Origin of the sequence: Flavobacterium swingsii, from assembly GCF_900111965.1 — a bacterium.
GTDB classification, from domain to species: Bacteria; Bacteroidota; Bacteroidia; order Flavobacteriales; family Flavobacteriaceae; genus Flavobacterium; species Flavobacterium swingsii.
Genome location: NZ_FOJT01000006.1, coordinates 36,911 through 59,366 on the forward strand (window position 1 = coordinate 36,911; position 22,456 = coordinate 59,366).

19 protein-coding genes are annotated in these 22,456 nt (G+C 31.6%); 5 read left to right on the forward strand and 14 right to left on the reverse strand.

Annotated features, from left to right (window positions below; all coding sequences use genetic code 11):
- Nucleotides 1-2: 2 nt before the first annotated feature.
- From BM053_RS10870 to BM053_RS10885, 4 genes are all read right to left on the reverse strand, one after another.
- Nucleotides 3-1,679, reverse strand: coding sequence for an ATP-binding protein (locus tag BM053_RS10870; protein ID WP_167357346.1), 1,677 nt, complete (start codon nucleotides 1,677-1,679; stop codon nucleotides 3-5).
- 103 nt (nucleotides 1,680-1,782) lie between these two features.
- Nucleotides 1,783-2,067: a hypothetical protein gene (locus BM053_RS10875; RefSeq protein WP_091477332.1), complete on the reverse strand. Its 285-nt coding sequence runs from the start codon at nucleotides 2,065-2,067 to the stop codon at nucleotides 1,783-1,785.
- 18 nt (nucleotides 2,068-2,085) lie between these two features.
- The gene (locus tag BM053_RS10880) at nucleotides 2,086-2,754 is read right to left on the reverse strand and encodes a response regulator transcription factor (protein ID WP_091477680.1); all 669 of its coding nucleotides are present in this window, start codon (nucleotides 2,752-2,754) and stop codon (nucleotides 2,086-2,088) included.
- A 276-nt stretch (nucleotides 2,755-3,030) separates the two neighbouring features.
- The gene (locus BM053_RS10885) at nucleotides 3,031-3,441 is read right to left on the reverse strand and encodes a DUF4293 domain-containing protein (protein WP_091477334.1); all 411 of its coding nucleotides are present in this window, start codon (nucleotides 3,439-3,441) and stop codon (nucleotides 3,031-3,033) included.
- A gap of 178 nt (nucleotides 3,442-3,619) precedes the next feature.
- On the opposite strand from BM053_RS10885, the gene rho reads away from it, so the two are divergent.
- Complete coding sequence (gene rho, locus BM053_RS10890; protein WP_091477336.1) at nucleotides 3,620-5,353, forward strand: transcription termination factor Rho; 1,734 nt, start codon at nucleotides 3,620-3,622, stop codon at nucleotides 5,351-5,353.
- A 116-nt stretch (nucleotides 5,354-5,469) separates the two neighbouring features.
- On the opposite strand, the gene yaaA is transcribed toward rho, so the two are convergent.
- The gene (gene yaaA / locus BM053_RS10895) at nucleotides 5,470-6,228 is read right to left on the reverse strand and encodes a peroxide stress protein YaaA (RefSeq protein ID WP_091477338.1); all 759 of its coding nucleotides are present in this window, start codon (nucleotides 6,226-6,228) and stop codon (nucleotides 5,470-5,472) included.
- A 44-nt stretch (nucleotides 6,229-6,272) separates the two neighbouring features.
- Complete coding sequence (locus BM053_RS10900; RefSeq protein ID WP_091477340.1) at nucleotides 6,273-6,740, reverse strand: hypothetical protein; 468 nt, start codon at nucleotides 6,738-6,740, stop codon at nucleotides 6,273-6,275.
- Nucleotides 6,741-7,013: 273 nt separating this feature from the next.
- Here BM053_RS10900 and BM053_RS10905 point away from each other — a divergent pair, with 273 nt between their 5' ends.
- Complete coding sequence (locus tag BM053_RS10905) at nucleotides 7,014-7,397, forward strand: hypothetical protein (protein WP_143076480.1); 384 nt, start codon at nucleotides 7,014-7,016, stop codon at nucleotides 7,395-7,397.
- Between the two features lie 56 nt (nucleotides 7,398-7,453).
- On the opposite strand, the gene BM053_RS10910 is transcribed toward BM053_RS10905, so the two are convergent.
- From BM053_RS10910 to BM053_RS10920, 3 genes are all read right to left on the reverse strand, one after another.
- Nucleotides 7,454-8,011 (reverse strand): fasciclin domain-containing protein, encoded by a 558-nt coding sequence (locus tag BM053_RS10910; protein WP_091477344.1) that lies wholly within the window; start codon nucleotides 8,009-8,011, stop codon nucleotides 7,454-7,456.
- 196 nt (nucleotides 8,012-8,207) lie between these two features.
- A complete protein-coding gene (locus BM053_RS10915; RefSeq protein ID WP_091477346.1) occupies nucleotides 8,208-10,610 on the reverse strand; it encodes an alpha-ketoacid dehydrogenase subunit alpha/beta in 2,403 nt (800 codons plus the stop codon).
- 182 nt (nucleotides 10,611-10,792) lie between these two features.
- On the reverse strand, nucleotides 10,793-13,543 hold the full coding sequence (locus BM053_RS10920) for a gluzincin family metallopeptidase (RefSeq protein WP_091477682.1): 2,751 nt from the start codon (nucleotides 13,541-13,543) through the stop codon (nucleotides 10,793-10,795).
- Between the two features lie 333 nt (nucleotides 13,544-13,876).
- On the opposite strand from BM053_RS10920, the gene BM053_RS10925 reads away from it, so the two are divergent.
- Nucleotides 13,877-15,844 (forward strand): endonuclease, encoded by a 1,968-nt coding sequence (locus BM053_RS10925; RefSeq protein ID WP_091477348.1) that lies wholly within the window; start codon nucleotides 13,877-13,879, stop codon nucleotides 15,842-15,844.
- Between the two features lie 53 nt (nucleotides 15,845-15,897).
- Here BM053_RS10925 and BM053_RS10930 read toward each other — a convergent pair whose 3' ends face one another.
- On the reverse strand, nucleotides 15,898-16,761 hold the full coding sequence (locus BM053_RS10930) for a bestrophin family protein (RefSeq protein ID WP_091477350.1): 864 nt from the start codon (nucleotides 16,759-16,761) through the stop codon (nucleotides 15,898-15,900).
- A 6-nt stretch (nucleotides 16,762-16,767) separates the two neighbouring features.
- Complete coding sequence (locus BM053_RS10935) at nucleotides 16,768-18,732, reverse strand: KUP/HAK/KT family potassium transporter (RefSeq protein WP_091477684.1); 1,965 nt, start codon at nucleotides 18,730-18,732, stop codon at nucleotides 16,768-16,770.
- Between the two features lie 122 nt (nucleotides 18,733-18,854).
- Between BM053_RS10935 and BM053_RS10940 the strand changes: the two genes are divergently transcribed.
- Complete coding sequence (locus BM053_RS10940) at nucleotides 18,855-19,907, forward strand: WD40/YVTN/BNR-like repeat-containing protein (RefSeq protein WP_091477353.1); 1,053 nt, start codon at nucleotides 18,855-18,857, stop codon at nucleotides 19,905-19,907.
- 41 nt (nucleotides 19,908-19,948) lie between these two features.
- Here BM053_RS10940 and BM053_RS10945 read toward each other — a convergent pair whose 3' ends face one another.
- From BM053_RS10945 to BM053_RS10955, 3 genes are read right to left on the reverse strand one after another with little or no spacing between them, the layout of a single operon-like run.
- A complete protein-coding gene (locus BM053_RS10945) occupies nucleotides 19,949-20,404 on the reverse strand; it encodes a hypothetical protein (protein ID WP_091477686.1) in 456 nt (151 codons plus the stop codon).
- A gap of 10 nt (nucleotides 20,405-20,414) precedes the next feature.
- Nucleotides 20,415-20,795 carry a hypothetical protein gene (locus BM053_RS10950; RefSeq protein ID WP_091477354.1) on the reverse strand — a complete coding sequence of 127 codons (381 nt, stop codon included), beginning with the start codon at nucleotides 20,793-20,795 and terminating at the stop codon, nucleotides 20,415-20,417.
- A 30-nt stretch (nucleotides 20,796-20,825) separates the two neighbouring features.
- Nucleotides 20,826-21,368, reverse strand: a complete 543-nt coding sequence (locus BM053_RS10955; protein WP_091477356.1) for an RNA polymerase sigma factor — start codon at nucleotides 21,366-21,368, stop codon at nucleotides 20,826-20,828.
- A 282-nt stretch (nucleotides 21,369-21,650) separates the two neighbouring features.
- Here BM053_RS10955 and BM053_RS10960 point away from each other — a divergent pair, with 282 nt between their 5' ends.
- Nucleotides 21,651-22,301 (forward strand): HAD family hydrolase, encoded by a 651-nt coding sequence (locus BM053_RS10960; protein WP_091477358.1) that lies wholly within the window; start codon nucleotides 21,651-21,653, stop codon nucleotides 22,299-22,301.
- Nucleotides 22,302-22,456 lie beyond the last annotated feature (155 nt).

Here is a 22,456-nt window from a genome sequence, read left to right on the forward strand (position 1 = left end):
AATTAAGAAGCTTTATGCAGTAATGTTTTTATAATAATTGTAGTTCCTTGACCAATTTTAGATTTAATTTTCATATCTCCTTGCATATTTTTTATCCTTGCACGAATTTGAGTAATACCAAATCCATCAGACATACTAATATTTTTCGAATCGAAACCAATACCATTATCTTCGATTGTAATGACTAGTTTACCGTCAATTTCTTCTAACAATAATTTAGATTTTGATGCTTTGCTGTGTTTCATTACATTATTTAGTAATTCGGAAACGATAAAAAACATTTTTGTTTCAAACTCCCCATTAAACCTTCGGTCATTTGCTAAAGTAGAATGAAAATTAAATTGTACGAGTGAATTTGTATTGTTTTCGCAGAGATCTTTTAAAGCAAATTGCAAACCAAATTTCACTAATAATGGTGGTACTAATTCATGTGATAAATCTCTTACTTTGTCATGAGCATCTTTTAGCAAAGCCCTTGTTTTTTTCAAATCGGTAACTTGTTCCTTCGTTAAGCTACTTTCAAAAGCGGACAGATGTAATCCTACCGATGATAAAACAGCACTCACATGGTCGTGTAAAACGGCAGATATTTTGTTTCGCTCTTCGTCTTGCCCATCGAGTGTGGCACTAATAATTTTGTATTGTAACTTGGTATCTATATCTTTTAGTTTACCTTTTTGTTTTAATAATAAATTTTGATAATAGAAATAGAAAATAAATCCAGCCAGAATAAACAAAGAAGCAAATAATAGTAGCAATTTCTGATTTTTTTCTTGTTTTTCAAGAATAGCTTTTTCTTTTTCTTTAAACTCGTTTTCGACCTTATTTATAGCATATTTTATTTCAATTTCTTGGTTAGACTTGTACAGGTTTGCATTTTTTTCGTCTAGTAAGTCTAAATATTTGTTATTGTATGAGTAAGCATTCTTATAATCGCCTAATTTTTCGTAAGCATAAGAAATATTCAAATAAGCTTGGGATAAATCCATGGAGTTTTCTCCATTTGGAAACATTTTGATGATATCTAGGTATTCTTGTTTTGATTTTTCGTAGTCTTTCTCAACGGTCATATAATAAACGCCTAAATTATTTTTGCCACTTGCTATTAAAGCCTTATCACCAATTTTTAATGCAATAGTATAAGAACTGTCTAAATGTTTTTTTGCTTTTATATTATTGTTTTTAGAAGTATAATAGTTATAAAAATTATTCTGATTAAGTGCTATATCTCTTAGGTTTTTAGATTTTTTAGTATAAAAATCTACTTTGTTTAGATAGTATAAAGTACTATCTGATTGGGTCTCGAAGAATATTTTAGTAAGACCTTGGTTTGTTTTTATTAGTAAATCATTATTTTTTAGTTGTAAGGCTATTTTATTTGCTTTGTGCAAATATTTTTTTCCTTTAGTATATTCGAAAATTATTCCGTTTATATTACCGATGCCTCTATATACGAGTGCTTGTTTTTCTAATAAATGATTTGTTTCGGCAATGTTTCGTGCTTCATAAAGTGTTTTTATCGTGTTTACCATATCATTAAAACTTCGGTACACCTCCGATTTTTGAATCATCATGTCACAATAAGCCGCATAATTTTTAGTTTCTAAATAATAGTCTGATTTTTTGCGAGCATAATCTAATGCTTTTATCAAGTTGTTTTTTTCGATATAATAAGACACAGAATCGGTTTTGGTTTTCTCCCCAAAACTTTGGGACTGAAAACCAAAACAGAATTGACTAGCTACTAAAAAAAGTGCTAGTAATAATTTATATGTATTTTTTTTAAAGTGCAAAGGTACCAGAAGGTTTTTTAAGTATTACTCCAGAGTATTTGTACTGCTCGAAATTAGCAATCAATTTGTTGTTAAGGATAGGTACAGTTTCTTTGCAACCTACAAAAGTGGTAGAGGGTTGGGTTTCTCCAGGATTTAGTTTTATATCTATTTTGTAACTTGTAGCCGAAGGCGTAAGAACATAAAAACAATTGTCCGGAATTTCGAAACAAATTTCAAAATCGTCTGCGTTTACTTTACTAAAAGAAAACAATCCTAGCATGTCATAAGTCATAGTGTGTAATTTTATTGGTTAATTAGTTATTAAGTTATGTTTTGCAGCAAAAATGACAAGCCCAACAGAGCTTTTTACATTTAGCTTTTTCATTAAGTTTTTGCGATGTGTTTCTACCGTGTTTACACTAATATTTAGCGAATCACTAATGTATTTTCCGCTTCTTTCTTGGCTAATTAGTTTTAAGATTTCTAATTCCCTAGTGGTTATACTAGAAATTAAATCTTCGGTATTTAATGCCTGATTGTGGTCGTTATGATTTCCAGTATAAATATTAAATATCTTATCTTTTATAGTATCAGAAAAATATTGATTTCCATAAGCAACAGTTGTTATAGCATCTATAATATTTTCGCCTGCACATTGTTTTGTGAGATAACCGCTAGCACCTAGTTTTATAACCTCCTTTATTAGTTTTGCATCATCATAACTAGATAAAATAATGACTTTACAGGGAAATCCGGCTTCGTTCATTTCTCGTAATACTTGTATGCCATCTTTCTCGGGCATATTTATATCCATAATAAGGATATCGGCTTTATTTCTTACGACTCTATCTACTAGACCTTCCCCGTTTAGCGAGAAACCGACCACTTCAAAATCTGAATTGGTTTTTAGTACGGCCAGTATACCATCTATAAGTACTTGATGGTCATCTGCTAAATGTATTTTTATTTTGTTTTCCATTTTCATATTAATATTTTCAAATATATACGATTATAAAGTTACGTGAAATACCTAAAATTAATGATTTTTATCTAACTAAATTTAGTTAGATGGAGAAATATTTTCTTCATAAGATGCATTGAAAAGGTACAATGTTTAAAAAACTATAAATAATAGAAATAGTCGTATCCAATCTATATTAAAAATAACATTGAAAACAGACACTACTAAAACAAAAAATCCGTCTCAATTTCTTGAAACGGATTCTCCTCGCACTAATAAACTAAGATGAAAGGTTTATCTCAATCGATCCACAGATTTTACGAGATCTTCGTCTTTCTTGATGGCTTTATTGGCCAAAACCAATAAAAAGATAGCAACAATAGGAAGAAACATCCCAATACCCTTCTCCGAAACCGTAGTTTCTCCAGATACAGTTAGTGTACGATACACAAATAATCCTAGTAAAATTAAGTTTAATATTATATTCAATCTGTTCATCACAAATTGCTGTTGTCTTTTTTTAAACGAAAGTAAACTAACCAATGATAAGGCAGTACTTAATCCAAATAGCGCAGTATATTTCATGTCGTTCATAAAGTAAACAATTTCGCCATTTTCTAATTTCCATAAATGAAAAACAAAAGGAAGCGCACCAGTTACTATAAAAGCAAGTAATAAATAAATACTTTGTATTCTTTGAATCATTATAAATCTTATATTATAAAGACAAAAATATATTTTCTTTTTATAAAAAACTATTGTTTACTCAAAAAAAAAGTGTAATATTGCCATAAGAATCCGTAAGCACTTCATACTTCGGAAAATAAGATTCAAAAAAAATCATTCGCATTTTATCCCAAATAATTAATTCACACATCATTTTATGTTTGATATTTCTGTTTTAAAAGAAATGAAGCTCACTGAGCTACAAGAAATTGCAAAAGTTGCTAAAATTGCAAAATTCAAGACGTTAAAAAAAGACGAACTTGTTTACCAAATATTAGATTACCAAGCAGCAAACCCCGAAAAAATAGCTCCAATTGTTCCAGAAACTACTCCTGTAGTTGATGAAAAACCAAAAAGAGCAAGGATTGTCGAGCCTAAAGTTGCAAAAACAATTACGCCAAAAGCAGTTGTAACGCCACCAGTTCAGCAAGAAGTAATCTCTTTTGAAGTAGCAAAAATCGAAACAACCCCAGAATTAGAAAAACCAGTTGTCGAAGCAATACAAAAACAACGTCCGCCAAAAGTAATTCGTTTTACAAAAGACGAAAATAATGTGACTAAAGTTGATAATTCGCATAGAAATAAAAAAATAGTTAAACCTGTAATTGCTCCAACAACTACAGATGAAGTAGCTTCGGAAGCACCAGAAAATGCAGAGCCAGTTCAAAAAGAAAAGCCTGTAAATCCGAATCCAAATCAAAAAAACCCGAATCAAAACCCGAATCAAAATCCAAACGCAAAGCATAAAAATAATTTTAGAGAACCAGATTATGAGTTCGAAGGAATTATAGAAAGTGAAGGCGTTCTAGAAATGATGCCTGATGGTTACGGTTTCTTGCGTTCGTCAGATTATAATTATTTGGCTTCGCCCGATGATATTTATTTATCGACTTCACAAGTACGTTTGTTTGGTTTAAAAACGGGAGATACTGTAAAAGGTGTTGTTCGTCCTCCAAAAGAAGGAGAAAAATATTTTCCTTTAGTTAGAGTTCTAAAAATAAACGGACATGATCCGCAAGTAGTTCGTGACAGAGTTTCTTTCGAACACTTAACACCAATATTTCCAACAGAAAAATTCCGTTTGGCCGAAAAAGGAAGTTCAATTTCGACTCGTATTATCGACTTGTTTTCTCCAATTGGAAAAGGACAACGTGGTATGATTGTAGCACAACCAAAAACGGGTAAAACCATGTTGCTTAAGGAAATTGCCAATGCTATCGCAGCCAATCATCCAGAAGTATATTTAATTGTTTTATTAATAGATGAAAGACCAGAAGAGGTTACCGATATGCAACGTAGTGTGCGTGGCGAAGTAGTAGCTTCTACCTTTGATAGAGAACCACAAGAACACGTAAAAATCGCCAATATTGTACTGGAAAAAGCAAAACGTTTGGTCGAATGTGGTCATGATGTAGTGATACTTTTAGATTCAATTACACGTTTGGCAAGAGCTTACAATACTGTACAACCAGCATCTGGAAAAGTATTAAGTGGTGGTGTAGATGCTAATGCATTGCAAAAACCAAAACGTTTCTTCGGAGCAGCTCGTAATGTAGAAAATGGTGGTTCGTTAAGTATTATCGCAACAGCACTTACAGAAACAGGTTCTAAAATGGACGAAGTTATCTTCGAAGAATTTAAAGGAACTGGTAATATGGAATTACAATTGGATCGTAAAATTGCGAACCGTCGTATTTTCCCAGCTATCGATTTAACGTCTTCAAGTACGCGTCGTGATGATTTATTATTAGATGAAAAAACAATCCAGCGTATGTGGATTATGAGAAAATATCTTGCCGATATGAATCCTGTAGAAGCAATGGAATTTATAAATGACCGATTCAAGAAAACCAGAAACAACGAAGAGTTCCTGATTTCGATGAATGATTAGGTTTTAACGCAAAAGGCACAAAAGTAAAAAGCTCACAAAGGAATTTAAAATCCTTGTGAGCTTTTTTTATTTTTTTAGGCTTTGATAAATCTTTTGTGCCTTTTGTGGTTTTAAAACTATCGAGTAAAAACCAACGTATTTCCTATCGACAAATTCGCATCAAAAGAGTAACCTTCATAATTAAAACCTTTTAAACCATCTAACGTTTCAATATTATTGTCAATGATGTAACGAACCATCAACCCACGGGCTTTTTTGGCAAAAAATGAAATCATTTTTAGTTTTCCATCTTTATAATCTTTAAATTCTGGTATGATTACGGGAACTTTTAGTTTTTTTGTATCAATAACAGAAAAATATTCGTTACTCGCCAAATTGATAAATAATTCGTTCTTTTTTAGTTCTTTGTTTAAAGCATTTGTTAGTGTTTCTTTCCAAAAACTATAAAGATTTTTATGTTCGCCAATAGGTAATTGCGTTCCCATTTCTAATCGATAGGCTTGCATTAAATCTAATGGTTTTAGGATTCCGTATTGCCCAGAAAGAATGCGAAGTTTACTTTGCAAAATAGGAAGTTTTTCTTCGGGAATAGAGTAGGAGTCAAGGCCGTGATATACTTCGCCATTAAAAGTATAAACTGCAGGACGAGCATTTTCGGATGTGAAAGGTGTTTTGAATGCTTTATTTCGTTGCCAATTCAGTTGTGCCAAATTATCCGAAATTTCCATAAGTTCTGATAAATCTTTTGGTTTCAGTTTTTTTAAAACTTTCACAATTTCCTTGGTTTGCTTTATATAAACTGGTTTTGTAAATAGATTATGGGGTAATATTTTTTCAAAATCTAATGATTTGGCTGGCGAAATGACTATTTTCATGAAGAAGCTTTATTTTATGGCAACAAATATATTAAAGTTTCTATTTACATGGGTTTTGGTTTCACTTCTTTTGTGCTCATTGCCGAAACTTTATTCTCCGAATTTACAAAAACGGTAAGTTCTCGTTTGAAATATTTTTTTTCGTAATTGATATTATATTTAAAAATATATTGTTCATTAATTTCGTCGTGTTTTATATCGATTAAATTTAAAGAAATAAACTTCCCGTTTCTGAAATTAATTTTTTTGCAGGTTTCTGATAATTTTGCAGGCGTTATATTTTGTCTTACTTTATCAGTTGCTTCTTCACTAGAAAAAGGCTTGAAACGGGAAGTATTACAAGATTCTAATAGCCTTGTTCCTAAATCGTAAGCACGGTCTTTAGTTACGGCATCAACCTCGTTTGGATTTACCAACATGATTGATTTCTCTTCTGTTAATGAAGTTACCGTCTTTTTGGTTTTACAGCTATATAACAAAACCAAAACAATAATTAGGATTATCTTTTTCATTGTCAATCTTTTAAATATTAACGGAAATAAGACCGTTTTGGTATAACAGAAAAAGTAATTAAAGTTCTTATATTTGATTTTTGTAAAAATTAAAAAATACTAATGGAACGATTTCATGAGGTTATAAGAATTATAGATGTAAATTTAATTACTAGTCTAGTTCCCTTAATATTTGTCATAATATTGATTGAAGCATTTTTTAAAAATAGATTTAAAACCAAGCAAGTACTAAATTTAGTTAGATGGATTATTGTTTTTTACGCGATAGTAACAATGATTCAGTTTTTAATAAGAATTACCGTTTTTTCTGAAGAATCGGCATTTCTAAATCGAGCAACTGGACCTTACTGGTGGTCTTATTGGCTAATGTTTATAGGAGCTGCCATATTACCGTTTACATTACTGTATAAAAAATTATTCTCGAAAGCATTTTACATATTATTCATTGCAATATTTATGAAAATTGGAATGTATTTCGAACGTTTTGTAATAATTGTAACCAGTTTTCATAGAGATTATGCGTCAGATAATGAGCGTTTTGACCTGTCTAATTACCTAATAATTGGGTTTCTGATGTTAATTTTACAAGGTTTTATTTTAGCAATTATATTACTTGGTATTTTTGAGCTAATTGAACGAAAAAAATGCTCACAATAGTCTTTAAAAAAATAAACCCCGAATAACGGGATTTATTTAAAGCAAACGTTCTGGAATTAATTATGCATTATAACTGTATCTACAACATGAATAACACCATTAGATTGGTAAACATCAGCGATTGTAACTGTCGATTTGTTTCCTTTTTCATCAGTAATTACTAATTTTTTACCATCCATTTTACACCAAATTTTTCCACCTTGAACAGTTTTAAATTCTGCTGCTCCATTTCCAGCTTTAATTGCCGTGGCAATCATTTTACTATCTATTCTACCAGATACAACGTGGTATGTTAAAATACCTTGTAACATTGTTTTATTTTCCGGTTTTACTAGAGTTTCAACAGTTCCAGCTGGCAATTTAGCAAATGCTTCGTTTGTTGGTGCAAAAACTGTAAATGGTCCTTTACTAGATAATGTTTCTACTAAATCTCCTGCTTTTACCGCAGCTACCAATGTGGTATGGTCTTTTGAATTTACAGCGTTTTCAATAATATTTTTAGCTGGATACATTGGAGCTCCTCCAACTGTTACTGTTTTTTGAGCGAATGAGTTAGCTCCAAATACTAATGCCAATCCTAGAATAGCAACGGAAAAGAATTTTTGTGTTTTCATAATATTTTTTTATTTGTTATATTGATATATACGCAGTAAAATTATTTATGGTTTTAAAATAAATTAATTTAACATGTTTTAATATCTCAAGATAATTAAAGTTGACAGAATGTTTGTTCTGAAATTTAATTTTGAACAAAAAAAAATGCCGAACAAAATTACTTTCGTTCGGCGTCTTATAAAAATTTATTATTTCTTAGTACAAACTCGGAAACTTATTAGGATTCACTTCATGCATCATCGCATATACTTTCTCAAAAATATCTTCGACAGATGGTTTCGAAAAATAATCGCCATCGGTTCCGTAAGATGGTCTGTGTGCTTTTGAAGCTAATGTTTCAGGTTGGCTGTCTAATACTTTATATCCTTTTTGCTCATCGATAATTTGCTGTAAAATATATGCTGAAGCTCCACCAGGAACATCTTCATCTATAATTAACAATCGATTTGTTTTGGACAATGATTTTACAATATCGTGATTAACATCAAACGGCAATAACGATTGAATATCTATAATTTCGGCATCAATACCAATTTCTAATAATTCTTTTGCCGCTTGTTCTACTAATCGTAAAGTTGATCCGTAAGAAACTAGAGTAATATCATTTCCAGATTTTATCGTTTCAATAACTCCAATTGGCGTTTTAAATTCACCCAAATTAGTTGGCATTTTTTCTTTTAGACGGTAACCATTCAGACATTCAACCACAAGAGCAGGCTCGTCAGTTTCTAACAAAGTGTTATAAAAACCAGCCGCTTTAGTCATGTTTCTAGGAACCAAAACGTGAATACCACGAATCGCATTAATAATCATTCCCATAGGAGAACCTGAATGCCAAATTCCTTCTAAACGGTGACCACGAGTACGAATAATAAGCGGTGCTTTTTGGCGACCAGCAGTTCTATATTGTAAAGTTGCCAAATCGTCGCTCATGATTTGAATAGCGTAAAGCAAATAATCTAAATACTGAATTTCGGCAATAGGTTTCAAACCACGCATCGCCATTCCTATTCCTTGACCTAAAATAGTAGCTTCGCGAATACCAACATCGGCAACACGAAGTTCCCCATATTTTTCTTGCATTCCTTCTAAACCTTGGTTTACATCACCAATATTTCCTGCGTCTTCTCCAAAAATTAAACTTTCTGGATATTTTGTAAAAATAGCATCGAAATTATCACGCAAAACCAAACGAGCATCTACTTCTTCGGCAGAATTGTCATATGTTGGTAAAACTTCGTTAACAGAAAATATATTCTTATCTGATTGCGAGAATAGGTGAGAGCTAAATTTTGGCTGTATTTTATTCGTATAATTAGTAATCCAAGTTGCTAGTTGGTTTTTTCCGTTTTCTTTGACGATTAAACGTAAAATTTTACGAGCAATTGTAATATTATCTTTGCGAATAGGTTCTTTTATTGATGCTAAATCATTGGCATATTTTTCGATAAAAACTTTGTTTTCACTAGCATTTGCAATTGTATTTAATAACGAAACTAATTCGTCTCTTTCTTCTTTAATAGGTGTTACAAAGGCTGTCCAAGCTGCTTTTTTAGCTTCTAAAACGTCTTTTCTAGCTTGATTGTCTATAGTGTCAATTTCTTCGGCAGTGGCAATATTATTTTCAATCATCCACAATTTCATTTGGCGTAAACAATCGAAATCGCCTTCCCATTCTAGTCTTTCGGCATTTTTGTAACGTTCGTGTGATCCAGAAGTTGAATGTCCTTGTGGTTGTGTTAGTTCACGAACGTGAATTAATACAGGAACGTGTTCTTCACGAGCAATTACTGAAGCTTTTTGATACGTTTCGACTAATGTTGGGTAATCCCAACCGTTTACAGTCATGATTTCGTAGCCCTTATTGTCTTCATCACGTTGGAAACCTTTTAGGATTTCCGATATATTTTCTTTGGTAGTTTGATGACGAGCATGAACCGAAATTCCGTATTCGTCGTCCCAAACACTCATCACCATTGGCACTTGTAAAACACCAGCCGCATTGATGGTTTCAAAAAACAAACCTTCAGATGTAGAGGCATTTCCGATAGTTCCCCAAGCGACTTCGTTTCCTTTTTCAGAAAAGTTGATCTGCTCTATTCCGGCTACGTTTCTATATATTTTTGATGCTTGCGCGAGTCCTAACAAACGAGGCATTTGCCCAGCTGTTGGGGAAATATCGGCGCTCGAATTTTTTTGCTGCGTTAGGTTTTTCCAATTTCCGTTTTCGTCTAATGAATGTGTAGCGAAGTGCCCGCCCATTTGACGACCAGCACTCATAGGATCATGAGCCAAATCGGTATGGCCATACAAACCTGCAAAAAACTGTTGGTTTGTCATTTGACCAATCGCCATCATAAAGGTTTGATCACGATAATATCCTGAACGGAAATCGCCATTTTTGAAGGCTTTTGCCATGGCTAATTGCGGTATTTCTTTGCCATCTCCAAAAATTCCGAACTTGGCTTTTCCAGTCAAAACTTCACGTCTTCCTAGCAAACTACATTCGCGACTTGTGGTGGCAATGGTATAATCGTGTATAACTTCGGTTTTGAAATCTTCAAAAGTTAACGGCTGTTTTTCTTCTACTTGTATCATAAATTCGAAATGTAATAATGACAAATTTAAGTAAAAACTAGTTATGTTGTATATATGGAGAGAAAAATATTATTGAATTATCGATAATTTTTTTATTAATTACAAAGGTAAAATTACGATATGTATTTAAAATATTTAATTTTGATAAATTATATTTAAAAATAAAATCAAAAAACAAAAGATTAAAACCATTTTCGGGTAAAAAGTTTGGTTAGTGTCTTTGGTGAGATGGTAAAAATAAAGCGTATTTTTTCTTGATAATTTTTTTGCCCCATTTCGAATCCGTTTGTAGAATATATAGGTAAAAAAAGTTCTAAATAATTGGGAACCAAATCGAGATGTAATCCGCTATCGTAGCCAAATTTTACATTTTGATTTCTACTTTGGTAAAAGCCCGCATCTCCATATAATTCTATCCAATGCCAAACTGACGATGTTACATTTAGTGTGGTCATCCATTTATTGGCATACGGATTTTCAAGTTTCGATTTAAATCCTCCTTCGGCAATAATAATTTGTTGGCTAAAAAAACCAGTGCTTTCTGAGCGACCGTAAAAGTTATAATCGAGCAAAACATCTTTGGGTCTGTCAAGTCCAAAAGCATTGCTATTGATATCTTTGTTATAAAAAAATATTCCTGCAAACAATCGCAATCCAATCTGATAATTATTTTCAAAAAGTTTTCTATAAGAAATTCCTGTAGTAGCTTTTCCGAAATTTTTAGAAAATGAAAGCCCAGTACCAAAACCGAAACCACTTGACATTTCTGGTTTTTGGTAGGAATAACTACCATCGTAAGCCGCAAATTTTAATGGTGATTGACTATTAGGGTTGTTTAACGGTGAACTTTCCTTGTTTACATACGCCAATCTAAAACTAATATTTTGCCTTTTGTTACTTCTTAAATCTAAATCCCTAAAACTTAATGATACTGATGAATTTACCTTAAGATAAGCAGCATTTTGTATGTAATGATAATAGGAAGAGTTTAACCCATAACCGATATTGTATAATTTAGAATCACGTCTTTGTTGGTTAAAATAATAACTCATAGACCCTGTCATAGAGCGAGTTGCAGCCGAATAACTCGGGCTTAAATTATATCTAAATGGTTTGTTTAGTAATGTTTCGTTATCTAAAGTTAAAGAAATGATTGCTCCGTCATATAGATTATAACCAATTTCTGGAGTATAAAAAATCTGATTGTATCTAGAATCTTCCAAATCTCTGAGAAGGTTAAATTTTATAGGTCTGTTTAATGAAAATAGACCTTTTAAAGATTTGTAATTATTTTTTTTGCTGAACTCAGGAATGTTACTACTGTCGTTTAGGATTAATTTGTCTAGGTATTTTTCAGGAAATACAAGCGTCGTATCTGAAGTAATGTTTGGTAGCCATTTTCTAAAAATTACTTGGTTGTTCTTTATTCCAGAAACGCTTATGGGTACTGTAATAGTCGAATTATTTTGAATGGTAACTGCAATATGTTCTTTTGTTTTTTTTGTTTTTGAAAACGAATAATCAATTGGTTTATTAGAATAAATTAAATTATCAAAAAACCAATCGATATTTTGTGATGTATTTTTCTTTAAAATTTCTTGAAAATCATTCGTATCTGTTTGATTACTTTGGTTTAAAACAATAAATTCTTTAAAACTTTTTTCGACCGAATTATCGTTGAGGTAATCGTTTAAATATTTGAAAATCAAACCCGCTTTATATTTTCCAGCAATTTGCTCGTTAAATTTGATTAAAGTTTCTTTAGAATTTCCAATGCTCTGATCTAAATTTTTTCTGGCCATAAGTAAGAACAAATAATTGTATTGTTCGTTAAAATTTGCTTTGGACAAGAAATAACTTTTAGTGAGTTTGTAAGTGCCTAAATTGCCAATGAGTTTCATTTCTGGATGATTTTCTTCAATATATTTCATCATGATATAAACCTGAGTCGCATCAAAAATATAACTGTCTTTTCTTATGTCTATTTTTAAACTTGACTTGAGGTAATTATGCAAATAAGCTTTTAGGAATTTTATTTCATACAAAAACTCATTAGGAAAAGGACTTAAAAAAGAAGGCAATTGGTTTAGTCCGTAAAAAGGATTTCGCTCATAATCTACTTGTGATACTATGATTTTTTTTGCTGGTATTTTGCCTAAATTATCAGAGACATAATTTACAATTTTATCTATAATAATTGCTTTTTGTATGCCACTTATTTTAACATCATATAGGTTTGTTTGCACTTCGATGTTGTCGTTTTTAAAACTTTCGTAGCTGTTATTTTTCTCAATTGCAAATTGAATTTGAGAACTATTTTCATTACTAAAACTGATTTTTTTTGTTACATCAGACTCAATTTGAGTAATAAAATCTAAATTACAAGTGATTTCATAATTTTTAGGAATTACAAAATCGATATTTATTTTTGTATAAACTGCATTTGCAATATCTTCAAGATTTTCGTTGCTATAATAGGTAAATTGTCCGTCTTTAGATAATCGAGCTAATGACAAAAAGCAGTTATTTAGCAAATATTTTCCATTATCGTAACCAAAACGAGTAAATTTTGAGTTTGGAATCCTTAAATTATATTCGATATTAAGAGTAATAGATTTTGATGGTTCAAGATTATTTTTTAAAACTATTTCTACAATATCAAGATTATTTTCGGCACGATTCCAATCTGTAAGAGAATCATTTACAAGTATTTTAGTTATTGTGGTACTTCCTCTTTCATAATCAGAAGCTAAATGAAAATTTCTAACATATTCGTCCGAAAACCGTTTTCCTAAAGGAGAATATTTATTAGAATAGGCATGATTCCAATCATTAAGAACCAATTTCGAGATTGGTTTGTCCGAATTATTGGTAAATTGAATGGTTTGCTTAATAATTAGACTGCGAGAAAAGTCATCTAATAGAACAGTCATTTTAGTTTGCTGTTGCCCATAATTTCTTGTCATTAGGAGCAAAAAAGCAAATAAAAAGAGCGTTTTTGTAGAAAATTTCCAGCTTCTGGTCAAATGGTATAAATTTAAACTGCAATGTAAGATAATAATACTTTTTTTAGATAATTATGAAACTTAATTTTAACGTTAATTTTAAATAGAACTCAATAAAAAAATATAACTTTATCATTTACAAGTTGTTATATTATTAATTGATTTAAAGGTTGTAAAGATTGTGTGTTGATAAGGTTTTTTATATTAAATGTACATTCATACTTAAATTTTAATATATTGCACTCCCCAAATTTATGTAAAATGATAAAAAAATTACTATTATTTCTACTTGTAAGTAATGTAGGATTTTCGCAAGTTGTAATTAACGAATTAGATCCGGATACTAACAGTACAGATGTTTTAGAGTTTATAGAGCTAAAATCTGCTACGCCAAATCTATCGCTAGATGGTTATGTTTTGGTTTTTTATAATGCAAGTGGTACAGCTCCTTACTCAGGAACGGTTAGCTATTATAGTATAGATTTAGATGGGTATTCAACAGACGTAAATGGAATTATTCATTTTGGAAACCCGCAGGTTACACCAACTCCAGCATTTCTTGTTCCGGTTGCAATGATTCAGAATGGACCAGATGCCGTAGGTCTTTATCTAGGAAATGCAACCGATTTTCCAATAGGTACAACAGCGCATGCAAATGGTTTGATAGATGCATTGGCTAATTCTAATAGTGCATCGACACAACCAACGGCGCTGATGGGGATTTTAGGGTTAACTACTTGCATTAATGAAAATCTGCATTCTTTGGCATCCACAGAATCTATTCAGAGAAAAAATGATGGTACTTATGAAGTAAAAGCACCAACTCCAGGAAGAAATAATGATGGTTCTGGAATTGTATTAACTTATTTGAGATTAACAACTGACGCATCTATATTAACAGAAGGACAATCATTCACAGTTACTTTTACATCAACAAGCGCAGTTACAGGAAGTGATTTGGTTATCAATTTTACTTTAAATAATGGAACTTTTACGGCTGCTGATTATTCTGGAACTACATCGGTAACGATACCAGTTGGTGGAATAACAGGAAGTTCAATAATAACAGTTTCAAATGACGGAACGAATGATGGTGACGAGGAAATGAAAATTGTCGTAGGCGCTGTAGATTCTGGTTATAGTTTGTATAACAATAATATGATTATTAGGGTAAATGATGTTAATTTTCTGGCTATGCCATACGGAACACCAATAAATCCTACCCATGGATTATGTCCTAGCACAAGACCATTAGGTTATTATGACTCATTAGAAGGTTTGTCGGGAGCAGCTTTAAAACAAGCCATTCAAGATATTATTGCTGGCCCAAATGTAAGAGCTCAAAATTATGGAGATGTATATGACATACTAAAAGATGCAGATTCAAATCCTGAAAATAACAACCAAGTTTGGTTGATGTATGTAGAACGTGCAAGTTCAAAATTAAATCAACAAACGGGTACAAGTGGCGCTGTAGGATTCTGGAATAGAGAACATATTTACTGCCAGTCACGAGGCGGTTTTACCGATGGAACTTCTGGTTCAGCAGATGGAATAGATGTTTGGTTGCCTACAAATGCGAATGATATTTTAGCTGGTCATGCAGATGGTCATCATATTAGAGCCGAAGACAGTCCAGAAAACAGTTTAAGAAGCGAAAGAAATTACGGAGTAGATTATAACGGACCAGCAGGAAACCAAGGTAGTTGGCATGGTGATGTTGCTAGATCGGTATTTTATATGGCTGTACGATATAATGGCTTAAACGTTGTTAATGGCAATCCTTCACAAAATCCAGATGGATTTATAGGAGATTTAGCTACTTTATTAACTTGGAATGTTTCTGATTCTTCCGATGATTTCGAGATGAATCATAATAACGTGGTCTATACTTGGCAACAAAACCGTAACCCATTCGTAGATCACCCAGATTTAGCGGATCATATTTGGGGAACGAAAACGACAATTCCTTGGTCCGCCACTTTATCAAGACCAGATTTTAATGAATTGCAAATAGCAATGTATCCTAATCCTGCAAATGATTTTATTACAATTTCGGGATTAACAAATGAGGCGAAAATCCAAATTTCATCTATGACTGGTTTAAGTGTTTATAAAGGAAATTATAAAAACAACGAAAATCTGAGATTAAATTTAGCTTCAGGAATATATATGGTTAAAGTTGTAGAGGATAATAAAATAGCAATTAAGAAATTAATTATTAAATAATAATATGTTGTAATAAAAAAAGAAGCTTTTCAGAAATGAAAAGCTTCTTTTTTTTATAAAATTTCGTCAATATTTTTCTTAATGTTTTCGGCAATTCTTTCGGTAGGCAAATCGTTTTCGTCATTACCAAATGGTTCTTCAATTTCTTCTGCAATTAGCTCTAAACTCGCTAAAACATAAAAAATAAAAATCACTACAGGAATTGTATAATAACCCAAAACAAAAGCATAACCTAAAGGTAAAGTCATAACATAAAAAAAGATAAATTTTTTAAGAAAGACGCTGTATGAAAATGGTATTGGAGTATTTTTTATTCTTTCGCAAGCACCACAAATATCGGTAAATGATACTATCTCGATATTGATAAATAAAAGTTGTTCTCCAGTTATTTTTTTTGTTAAATAAAGCTCATTAATCTTTTTGAAAAGTAATTTTGCAACTTGATTTGGTCTGTGCTTTTTATGATCAATATTAATATTGTATTCATCAAATAATTCTTGACTAATACTTTGATTTTTAAGATGTAAATTCAAAACATTAGCATAGTATGGAATAATTTTCTTAAAAAAGGTCTTATCCTCTTTTTCAACTAAAATAGCAGAAAGTTTTAATGCCAAGTTTCGGCTATTATTTACAAGTGAACCCCATTGTTTTCTTCCTTCCCACCAGCGATCGTACGCTGTATTTGTCCTAAAAACTAATAATAAAGAAATTACAAAACCAAGCATGCTATGCATGATTGTTATGTTTTTAAGATGATGATTATCTGCTAAGTGTAAATAATCTTGAAAAAAATAAACAATAATTACACTATAGATTGATATACCAATAATTAGTGGAAGCAAAGTTCTAAAAGTGTCTGCTTTATGAAACCTGAATATAAATGTGAACCATTCTTTTGGATTATATGAAATCATATTTGATTATTCAACACGTTTTAATTCTATTTTTTCTGGTGCATGAAGTACCATTGGGAATTTTTCTACTTTTACAGAGCTGCTATCCAAACCGAAAGCTTGCTCTTCTGATAAACTCATTTTTTTGAAAAAGAAATAAGTATTCATAACTAATTTTTCGTGCCAATGCATAAAGCTATCATTCGACAGGAATTTTTCAGATAAAACAAATTTGAAATCGCCAATAATATTGTTTTTACTTAACGATTCGTAACGGCTTGTAATATCTACTTCGCCTTTTTTTACCATATCTTTAATAACCTCTTTAAACATTAGATTGATTTTAGTAGGCTCTCTAAAACCAAGATTAAAATCGATTCTAAATAAATCATCTTTTATTATTTCAGTAACCTTATATTCTTTTCTATAAGGTTCGCTAGTAATATTTACGTGTATAAACCAATATAAATCGGCTCTTTTTGGACGTTTTTGCAAAATAGAATACATTACTTTTTCCTCAATTTCATCTACACGATTGGCATTGGTCATATAAACCAAATGGGTTGCATATTTAGGTATCGATAAATCGACGCTTAACTCTGCTAAGACCTTTTTGTAGTGGTCTATTTTTACGATTTTGGTGTAGTTTTTACTAATTCGTTTGGCCATAAACCAAATTGACATTATAAATATCAAAACCGCTGCAATAATAATAGTTACGTAACCACCGTGAGGGAATTTATCTAAACAAGCAATTAGAAAACTAAACTCGATGACTAAATAAATTAATATTAATGGCAAAATGATGTACAAAGCCACTCTTTTTATAATCATAAAATAAGTAAGCAAAACAGTTGTCATAATCATGCAAAGAACAATGGCAAGACCATAAGCGGCTTCCATATTACTTGCTTTTTTGAAATATAAAACGACTCCGATACAACCAGCTAATAATAACCAATTGATTGACGGAATATATATTTGTCCTTTCTGATCTGTTGGGTATTTAATTTTAACTTTGGGCCAAAAATTTAATCGCATGGCTTCATTTATCAATGTAAATGAACCACTTATTAATGCTTGCGAAGCTATAACGGCCGCCAAAGTTGCAATTACAATTCCGTAAGGCTGAAACCAATCGGCCATAATCAAGTAAAATGGGTTTGCATTATTTGGGTTAATGCTTTGTAAAGTAACACCTTGATGCTTTATTAAGTACGCACCTTGTCCAAAATAATTTAGAAGCAAAGCTATTTTAACAAAAATCCAACTAATACGAATGTTTTTTCGACCACAATGTCCCATATCAGAATACAAAGCTTCGGCACCAGTTGTACAAAGAAAAACAAATCCTAAAACGTAAAATCCTTCAGGATGAACACTTAATAAATGATAAGCGTAATAAGGATTTACAGCACAAAGTACATCGGTGTTTTTTGTGATTTGAATTATTCCTAAAACAGCTAACATTCCGAACCAAATTGTCATCATTGGCGCAAAAAACTTTCCAACTAGCTTAGTACCAAATTGTTGAATCGTAAACAATAAAATAAGTATTCCAATTACAATCGGAACGGTATTTAAATCTGGATAATATGTTTTCACTCCTTCTACAGCCGATGAAACTGAGATGGGTGGTGTAATAATTCCATCAGCTAAAAGTGCGCTTCCACCAATAATTGCAGGGATTATAAGCCATTTTACTTTCGTTCGTTTTACTAATGCATAAAGAGCAAAAATTCCACCTTCACCATTATTGTCTGCCGAAAGGGTTATTAATACGTATTTTAATGTGGTTTGCAATGTTAATGTCCAAAATATTGCAGAAATTCCTCCCAAAACAACTTGGGGGTCAATAGCGTGTTTGCCTAATATTGAACTCATTACATATAATGGAGAAGTTCCAATATCACCAAAAATGATTCCTAATGTAATTAATATTCCGCCTAGTGATAATTTACTGTGAAGATCGTGATGTGATGAAGCACTCATTAATTTTGTGTTTGAAAAAGAGAACAAAATTAAAATATTTAATCCGATTTGGATGTCATTTTTATTAAAATTATGCATCATGTTGTATAAAAAATAGTAATTTAGAATCTTTAAACTATAGTATGAGAAATATATTTTTTATTTTATTGATTGTTAATGTTTTATCTTCTTGTAATACAACTAAAAATATTATATCTAATCCGATATTTTCTAAAATTATAATCGATACGCTTTTTAGCGAAAAAATAAGCTGCAGAGCATTAGCTATCGACAACAATAAAGTCTGGTATGCAGCAAATAATGGAAATTATGGTTTTGTCTCACTCGATTCTTCAGAGAATTATAATCAAAATATTACAAACGAAAATCTAAAAATAGAATTTAGAAGTATTGCCCAAACGGCAAAACATATTTTTATTCTTTCGGTAGGAAATCCTGCATTATTATACCGTATTGCAAAAAATGACTACCAAGTAAAACTAGTATATCAAGAAAATCACGAAAAAGTGTTTTATGATTCGCTGCAATTTTTTAATGATAACGAAGGAATTGCCATAGGAGATCCTACCGAAAATTGTCCGTCGATGATAAAAACGATAGATGGTGGTGAAACTTGGCAAAAAATACCTTGTGACAAACTACCAAAGCTTGCAGATGGCGAAGCTTTTTTTGCCGCAAGCAACACTAATTTAGTTATTAAAGGAAATAACGTTTGGATGGTTTCTGGTGGCAAAAAATCTCGAGTTTTTCATTCATCAGACAAAGGAAATACTTGGGAAACATCCGAAACACCAATTGTGCAAGGACAAACAATGACAGGATCTTTTACTGCCGATTTCTATGATAAAAACATTGGTTTTATTGCTGGTGGAAACTATGAAAAATTAGAACAGAATTTTCAAAATAAAGCCATCACAAACGACGGCGGAAAAACTTGGCAACTTATGGCCGAAAATGAAGGATTTGGTTACGCTTCTTGTCTTCAATATGTACCTAATAGTGGCGGAAAATCTATTGTAGTTGTTGGAGCTACAGGGATTTTCTATTCAGGAGATTCAGGCAAAAAATGGAAACAATTATCTATCGATAAAGATTTTTACACCATTAGATTTATAGACAATAAAACTGCAATTGCCGCAGGAAAAAATAAAATTGTAAAAATAAATTTCAAATAAAAAAAACCGCTAAATTATTTTTTAGCGGTTTTTTTGTTGTTTTAATTTCTTGGTGGTGGTCCGTTTCTTCGATCATTAAATTTCTTCAAAAGGGTACTTTTAAACTCTTCTTCCGCTTTTTTGAGCAATAATATTTTCTTAGGAGGAATTACGCCTTGTAAATCTTTTACAAACTGACGTTTTTTGTTTTCCATATCAGCATCAATATCTTCGGATTCATTTAACAATTTTAGAGTTGCCGCATCAGACATTCCAACTGTATTTTCAGGTTTTAGTTTCAGCATAAGCTGTCTTTTTTGCTTGTGTAAATCCAATTGACTATCGCTAAATTTATTAAAAATAGGCCAGAATTTTTCAGCTTCTTGAGTACTCAAATCTAGTTTAGTAGAAATAAATGCCACGCGAAGCGCTTTAACTCGTTCTGCTCTTTTCTCAAAATCTTGAGAGAAACTCATCCCAGAGATTAATAGCAATAAGAGTATAATTATTTTTTTCATTTTAGGAGTTTTAGTATAAATATTCTTTAGCATAATTTTGTGTGTCTTGATCATATAAATCTAACGATTCTTCAATTGCGGTGATATCATCATCAGATAAATTCTCTATAATATCTTCAGTACTTATTGTTGTTGCGCAAGCTAAATAATCTTCGGTACTTATATTTTCAGTTTTTATATTATTCAAATACATTGTAGTAAATAAACCAATAACAAACACTGCTGCCACTGCCGAAAACCAAAATTTTCGAGTTTCAAAAATTGAAATCACTTTCACTTCTTTTTCAGAAATCTGGCTCATTATTTTAGTTTCAAACTGCTCAAAATAGTTCTCTGGGATTCTAAATCCGCTGTCTATTTTTGGGTCGTTATCTAAATCAAATTGTTTCATATTGTTAAGACTATTATTGTATAAAAAGGTTTAATCTGTTTTCAAAAAATCTTCAATTTTCTTTACCGCATGAAAATAAGAAGCTTTCAAACCACCAACTGATGTTCCTGTAATTTCGGCAATTTGTTCGTATTTTAGTTCTTCAAAGTATTTCATTTTAAAAACCAATTGTTGTTTTTCGGGCAAAATTGCAATCGCTTTTTGCAATTTTAGTTGAATCTCATTTCCATCAAAATAAACATCACTTTCCAACTTATTTATCGCTTTTTGTTGTACTTCCTCACTCGAAATGCCACTTTTTTTAGCGCGTTGTTGCATAAACGTAATGGCTTCGTTGGTCGCAATCCGATACATCCAAGAAAAAAGTTTGCTGTCGCCTTTAAAATTCTTCAAATTCTGAAAAACCTTCACAAACACATTTTGCAACACATCATCGGCATCGTCGTGACTCAAAACCATGTTTCGCACATGATGATACAACGGTTTCTGATACAATTGCAAGAGCTTCCTAAACGCATCATTTTGCGTTTTCGGATTCAATAATTCAGCGATAAAAGCTTTTTCGTCTTGCAAAAGTAGGTTTGTTTTATAAGTAAGACTAAAGATATCTAAAAAGGTTTAATCTAATTGTTTTTTTGAAGCGAAAATTTTCGCCTTCTTGCAAACCATATTCCTGCTGTCGTTACAATCTTTTTTCGTGTTCTCGATACTCCTCGCTAAAAAAAGCGAGGAACTCGAACTGACGAAAAAAGGATTTCCACTTCCATCAGGGCTAAAAAGGAATCCATTTCATTATTTATAAAACTACTAAAAACTTAGTACCTTAGCACCTCAGAACCTTAGTCCCTTAAAAAAATGATTCAAACCGTAATTTTCGATATGGACGGCGTAATTGTCGATACCGAACCAGTTCACCATTATGCCTACAACCAACATTTTTCCGAATTAAATATCGAAGTTTCTAACGAAATGTATGCTTCACTAACTGGCAATTCGACTCGAAATGTTTTTCAGAAACTAAAAGAAAGTTTCAAACTAGAACATGATGTCGAAGACTTAATTCTTCGCAAACGTCATTTGTTTAACGAAGCTTTCGATACCAAACCAGATTTAGAACTCATAGACGGCGTACACAAACTAATTCAGGATTTGCATACAAACAAAATGCAACTCATAGTTGCTTCATCGGCTTCAAAAAGTACCATCAATAGGGTTTTCAATCGATTCGATTTGCATCAATACTTCACACATATTGTTTCGGGCGAAGATTTTCCAAAATCGAAACCAGACCCAGCTATTTTTTTGCATGCAGCTTCATTATCAATAGCTCCAAAAGAAAACTGTATCGTTATTGAAGACAGCACAAACGGAATAAAAGCTGCAAAAGCCGCTGGAATTTACTGTATTGGTTATGACAGTGTGAATTCTAAATTGCAAGATTATTCGCTGGCAGATAGAGTGATTAGTCATTTTAATGAGCTAATTTTAGATAAATTAAAGAATTAGGGATTACATCTAATATAAACTTGTCATGCTGACGAAGGAAGCATCTCACAGACAAATCTATAATTTCGAAGAGATGCTTCCTTCGTAAGCATGACAAACAGATGGATAAGTATTCTCAAAAATACTTCAAAAATCTTTTTCAATAATATTCATAA

What these genes read in the sequence shown, in the direction of transcription:
- BM053_RS10875 (WP_091477332.1), bottom strand. Translation starts at nt 2,067, where the DNA reads ATGACTTATGACATGCTAGGATTGTTTTCTTTTAGTAAAGTAAACGCA.
- BM053_RS10880 (WP_091477680.1), bottom strand. Translation starts at nt 2,754, where the DNA reads ATGGAAAACAAAATAAAAATACATTTAGCAGATGACCATCAAGTACTT.
- BM053_RS10885 (WP_091477334.1), bottom strand. Translation starts at nt 3,441, where the DNA reads ATGATTCAAAGAATACAAAGTATTTATTTATTACTTGCTTTTATAGTA.
- rho (WP_091477336.1), top strand. Translation starts at nt 3,620, where the DNA reads ATGTTTGATATTTCTGTTTTAAAAGAAATGAAGCTCACTGAGCTACAA.
- yaaA (WP_091477338.1), bottom strand. Translation starts at nt 6,228, where the DNA reads ATGAAAATAGTCATTTCGCCAGCCAAATCATTAGATTTTGAAAAAATA.
- BM053_RS10900 (WP_091477340.1), bottom strand. Translation starts at nt 6,740, where the DNA reads ATGAAAAAGATAATCCTAATTATTGTTTTGGTTTTGTTATATAGCTGT.
- BM053_RS10905 (WP_143076480.1), top strand. Translation starts at nt 7,014, where the DNA reads ATGATTCAGTTTTTAATAAGAATTACCGTTTTTTCTGAAGAATCGGCA.
- BM053_RS10910 (WP_091477344.1), bottom strand. Translation starts at nt 8,011, where the DNA reads ATGAAAACACAAAAATTCTTTTCCGTTGCTATTCTAGGATTGGCATTA.
- BM053_RS10915 (WP_091477346.1), bottom strand. Translation starts at nt 10,610, where the DNA reads ATGATACAAGTAGAAGAAAAACAGCCGTTAACTTTTGAAGATTTCAAA.
- BM053_RS10920 (WP_091477682.1), bottom strand. Translation starts at nt 13,543, where the DNA reads ATGACTGTTCTATTAGATGACTTTTCTCGCAGTCTAATTATTAAGCAA.
- BM053_RS10925 (WP_091477348.1), top strand. Translation starts at nt 13,877, where the DNA reads ATGATAAAAAAATTACTATTATTTCTACTTGTAAGTAATGTAGGATTT.
- BM053_RS10930 (WP_091477350.1), bottom strand. Translation starts at nt 16,761, where the DNA reads ATGATTTCATATAATCCAAAAGAATGGTTCACATTTATATTCAGGTTT.
- BM053_RS10935 (WP_091477684.1), bottom strand. Translation starts at nt 18,732, where the DNA reads ATGAGTGCTTCATCACATCACGATCTTCACAGTAAATTATCACTAGGC.
- BM053_RS10940 (WP_091477353.1), top strand. Translation starts at nt 18,855, where the DNA reads ATGAGAAATATATTTTTTATTTTATTGATTGTTAATGTTTTATCTTCT.
- BM053_RS10945 (WP_091477686.1), bottom strand. Translation starts at nt 20,404, where the DNA reads ATGAAAAAAATAATTATACTCTTATTGCTATTAATCTCTGGGATGAGT.
- BM053_RS10950 (WP_091477354.1), bottom strand. Translation starts at nt 20,795, where the DNA reads ATGAAACAATTTGATTTAGATAACGACCCAAAAATAGACAGCGGATTT.
- BM053_RS10960 (WP_091477358.1), top strand. Translation starts at nt 21,651, where the DNA reads ATGATTCAAACCGTAATTTTCGATATGGACGGCGTAATTGTCGATACC.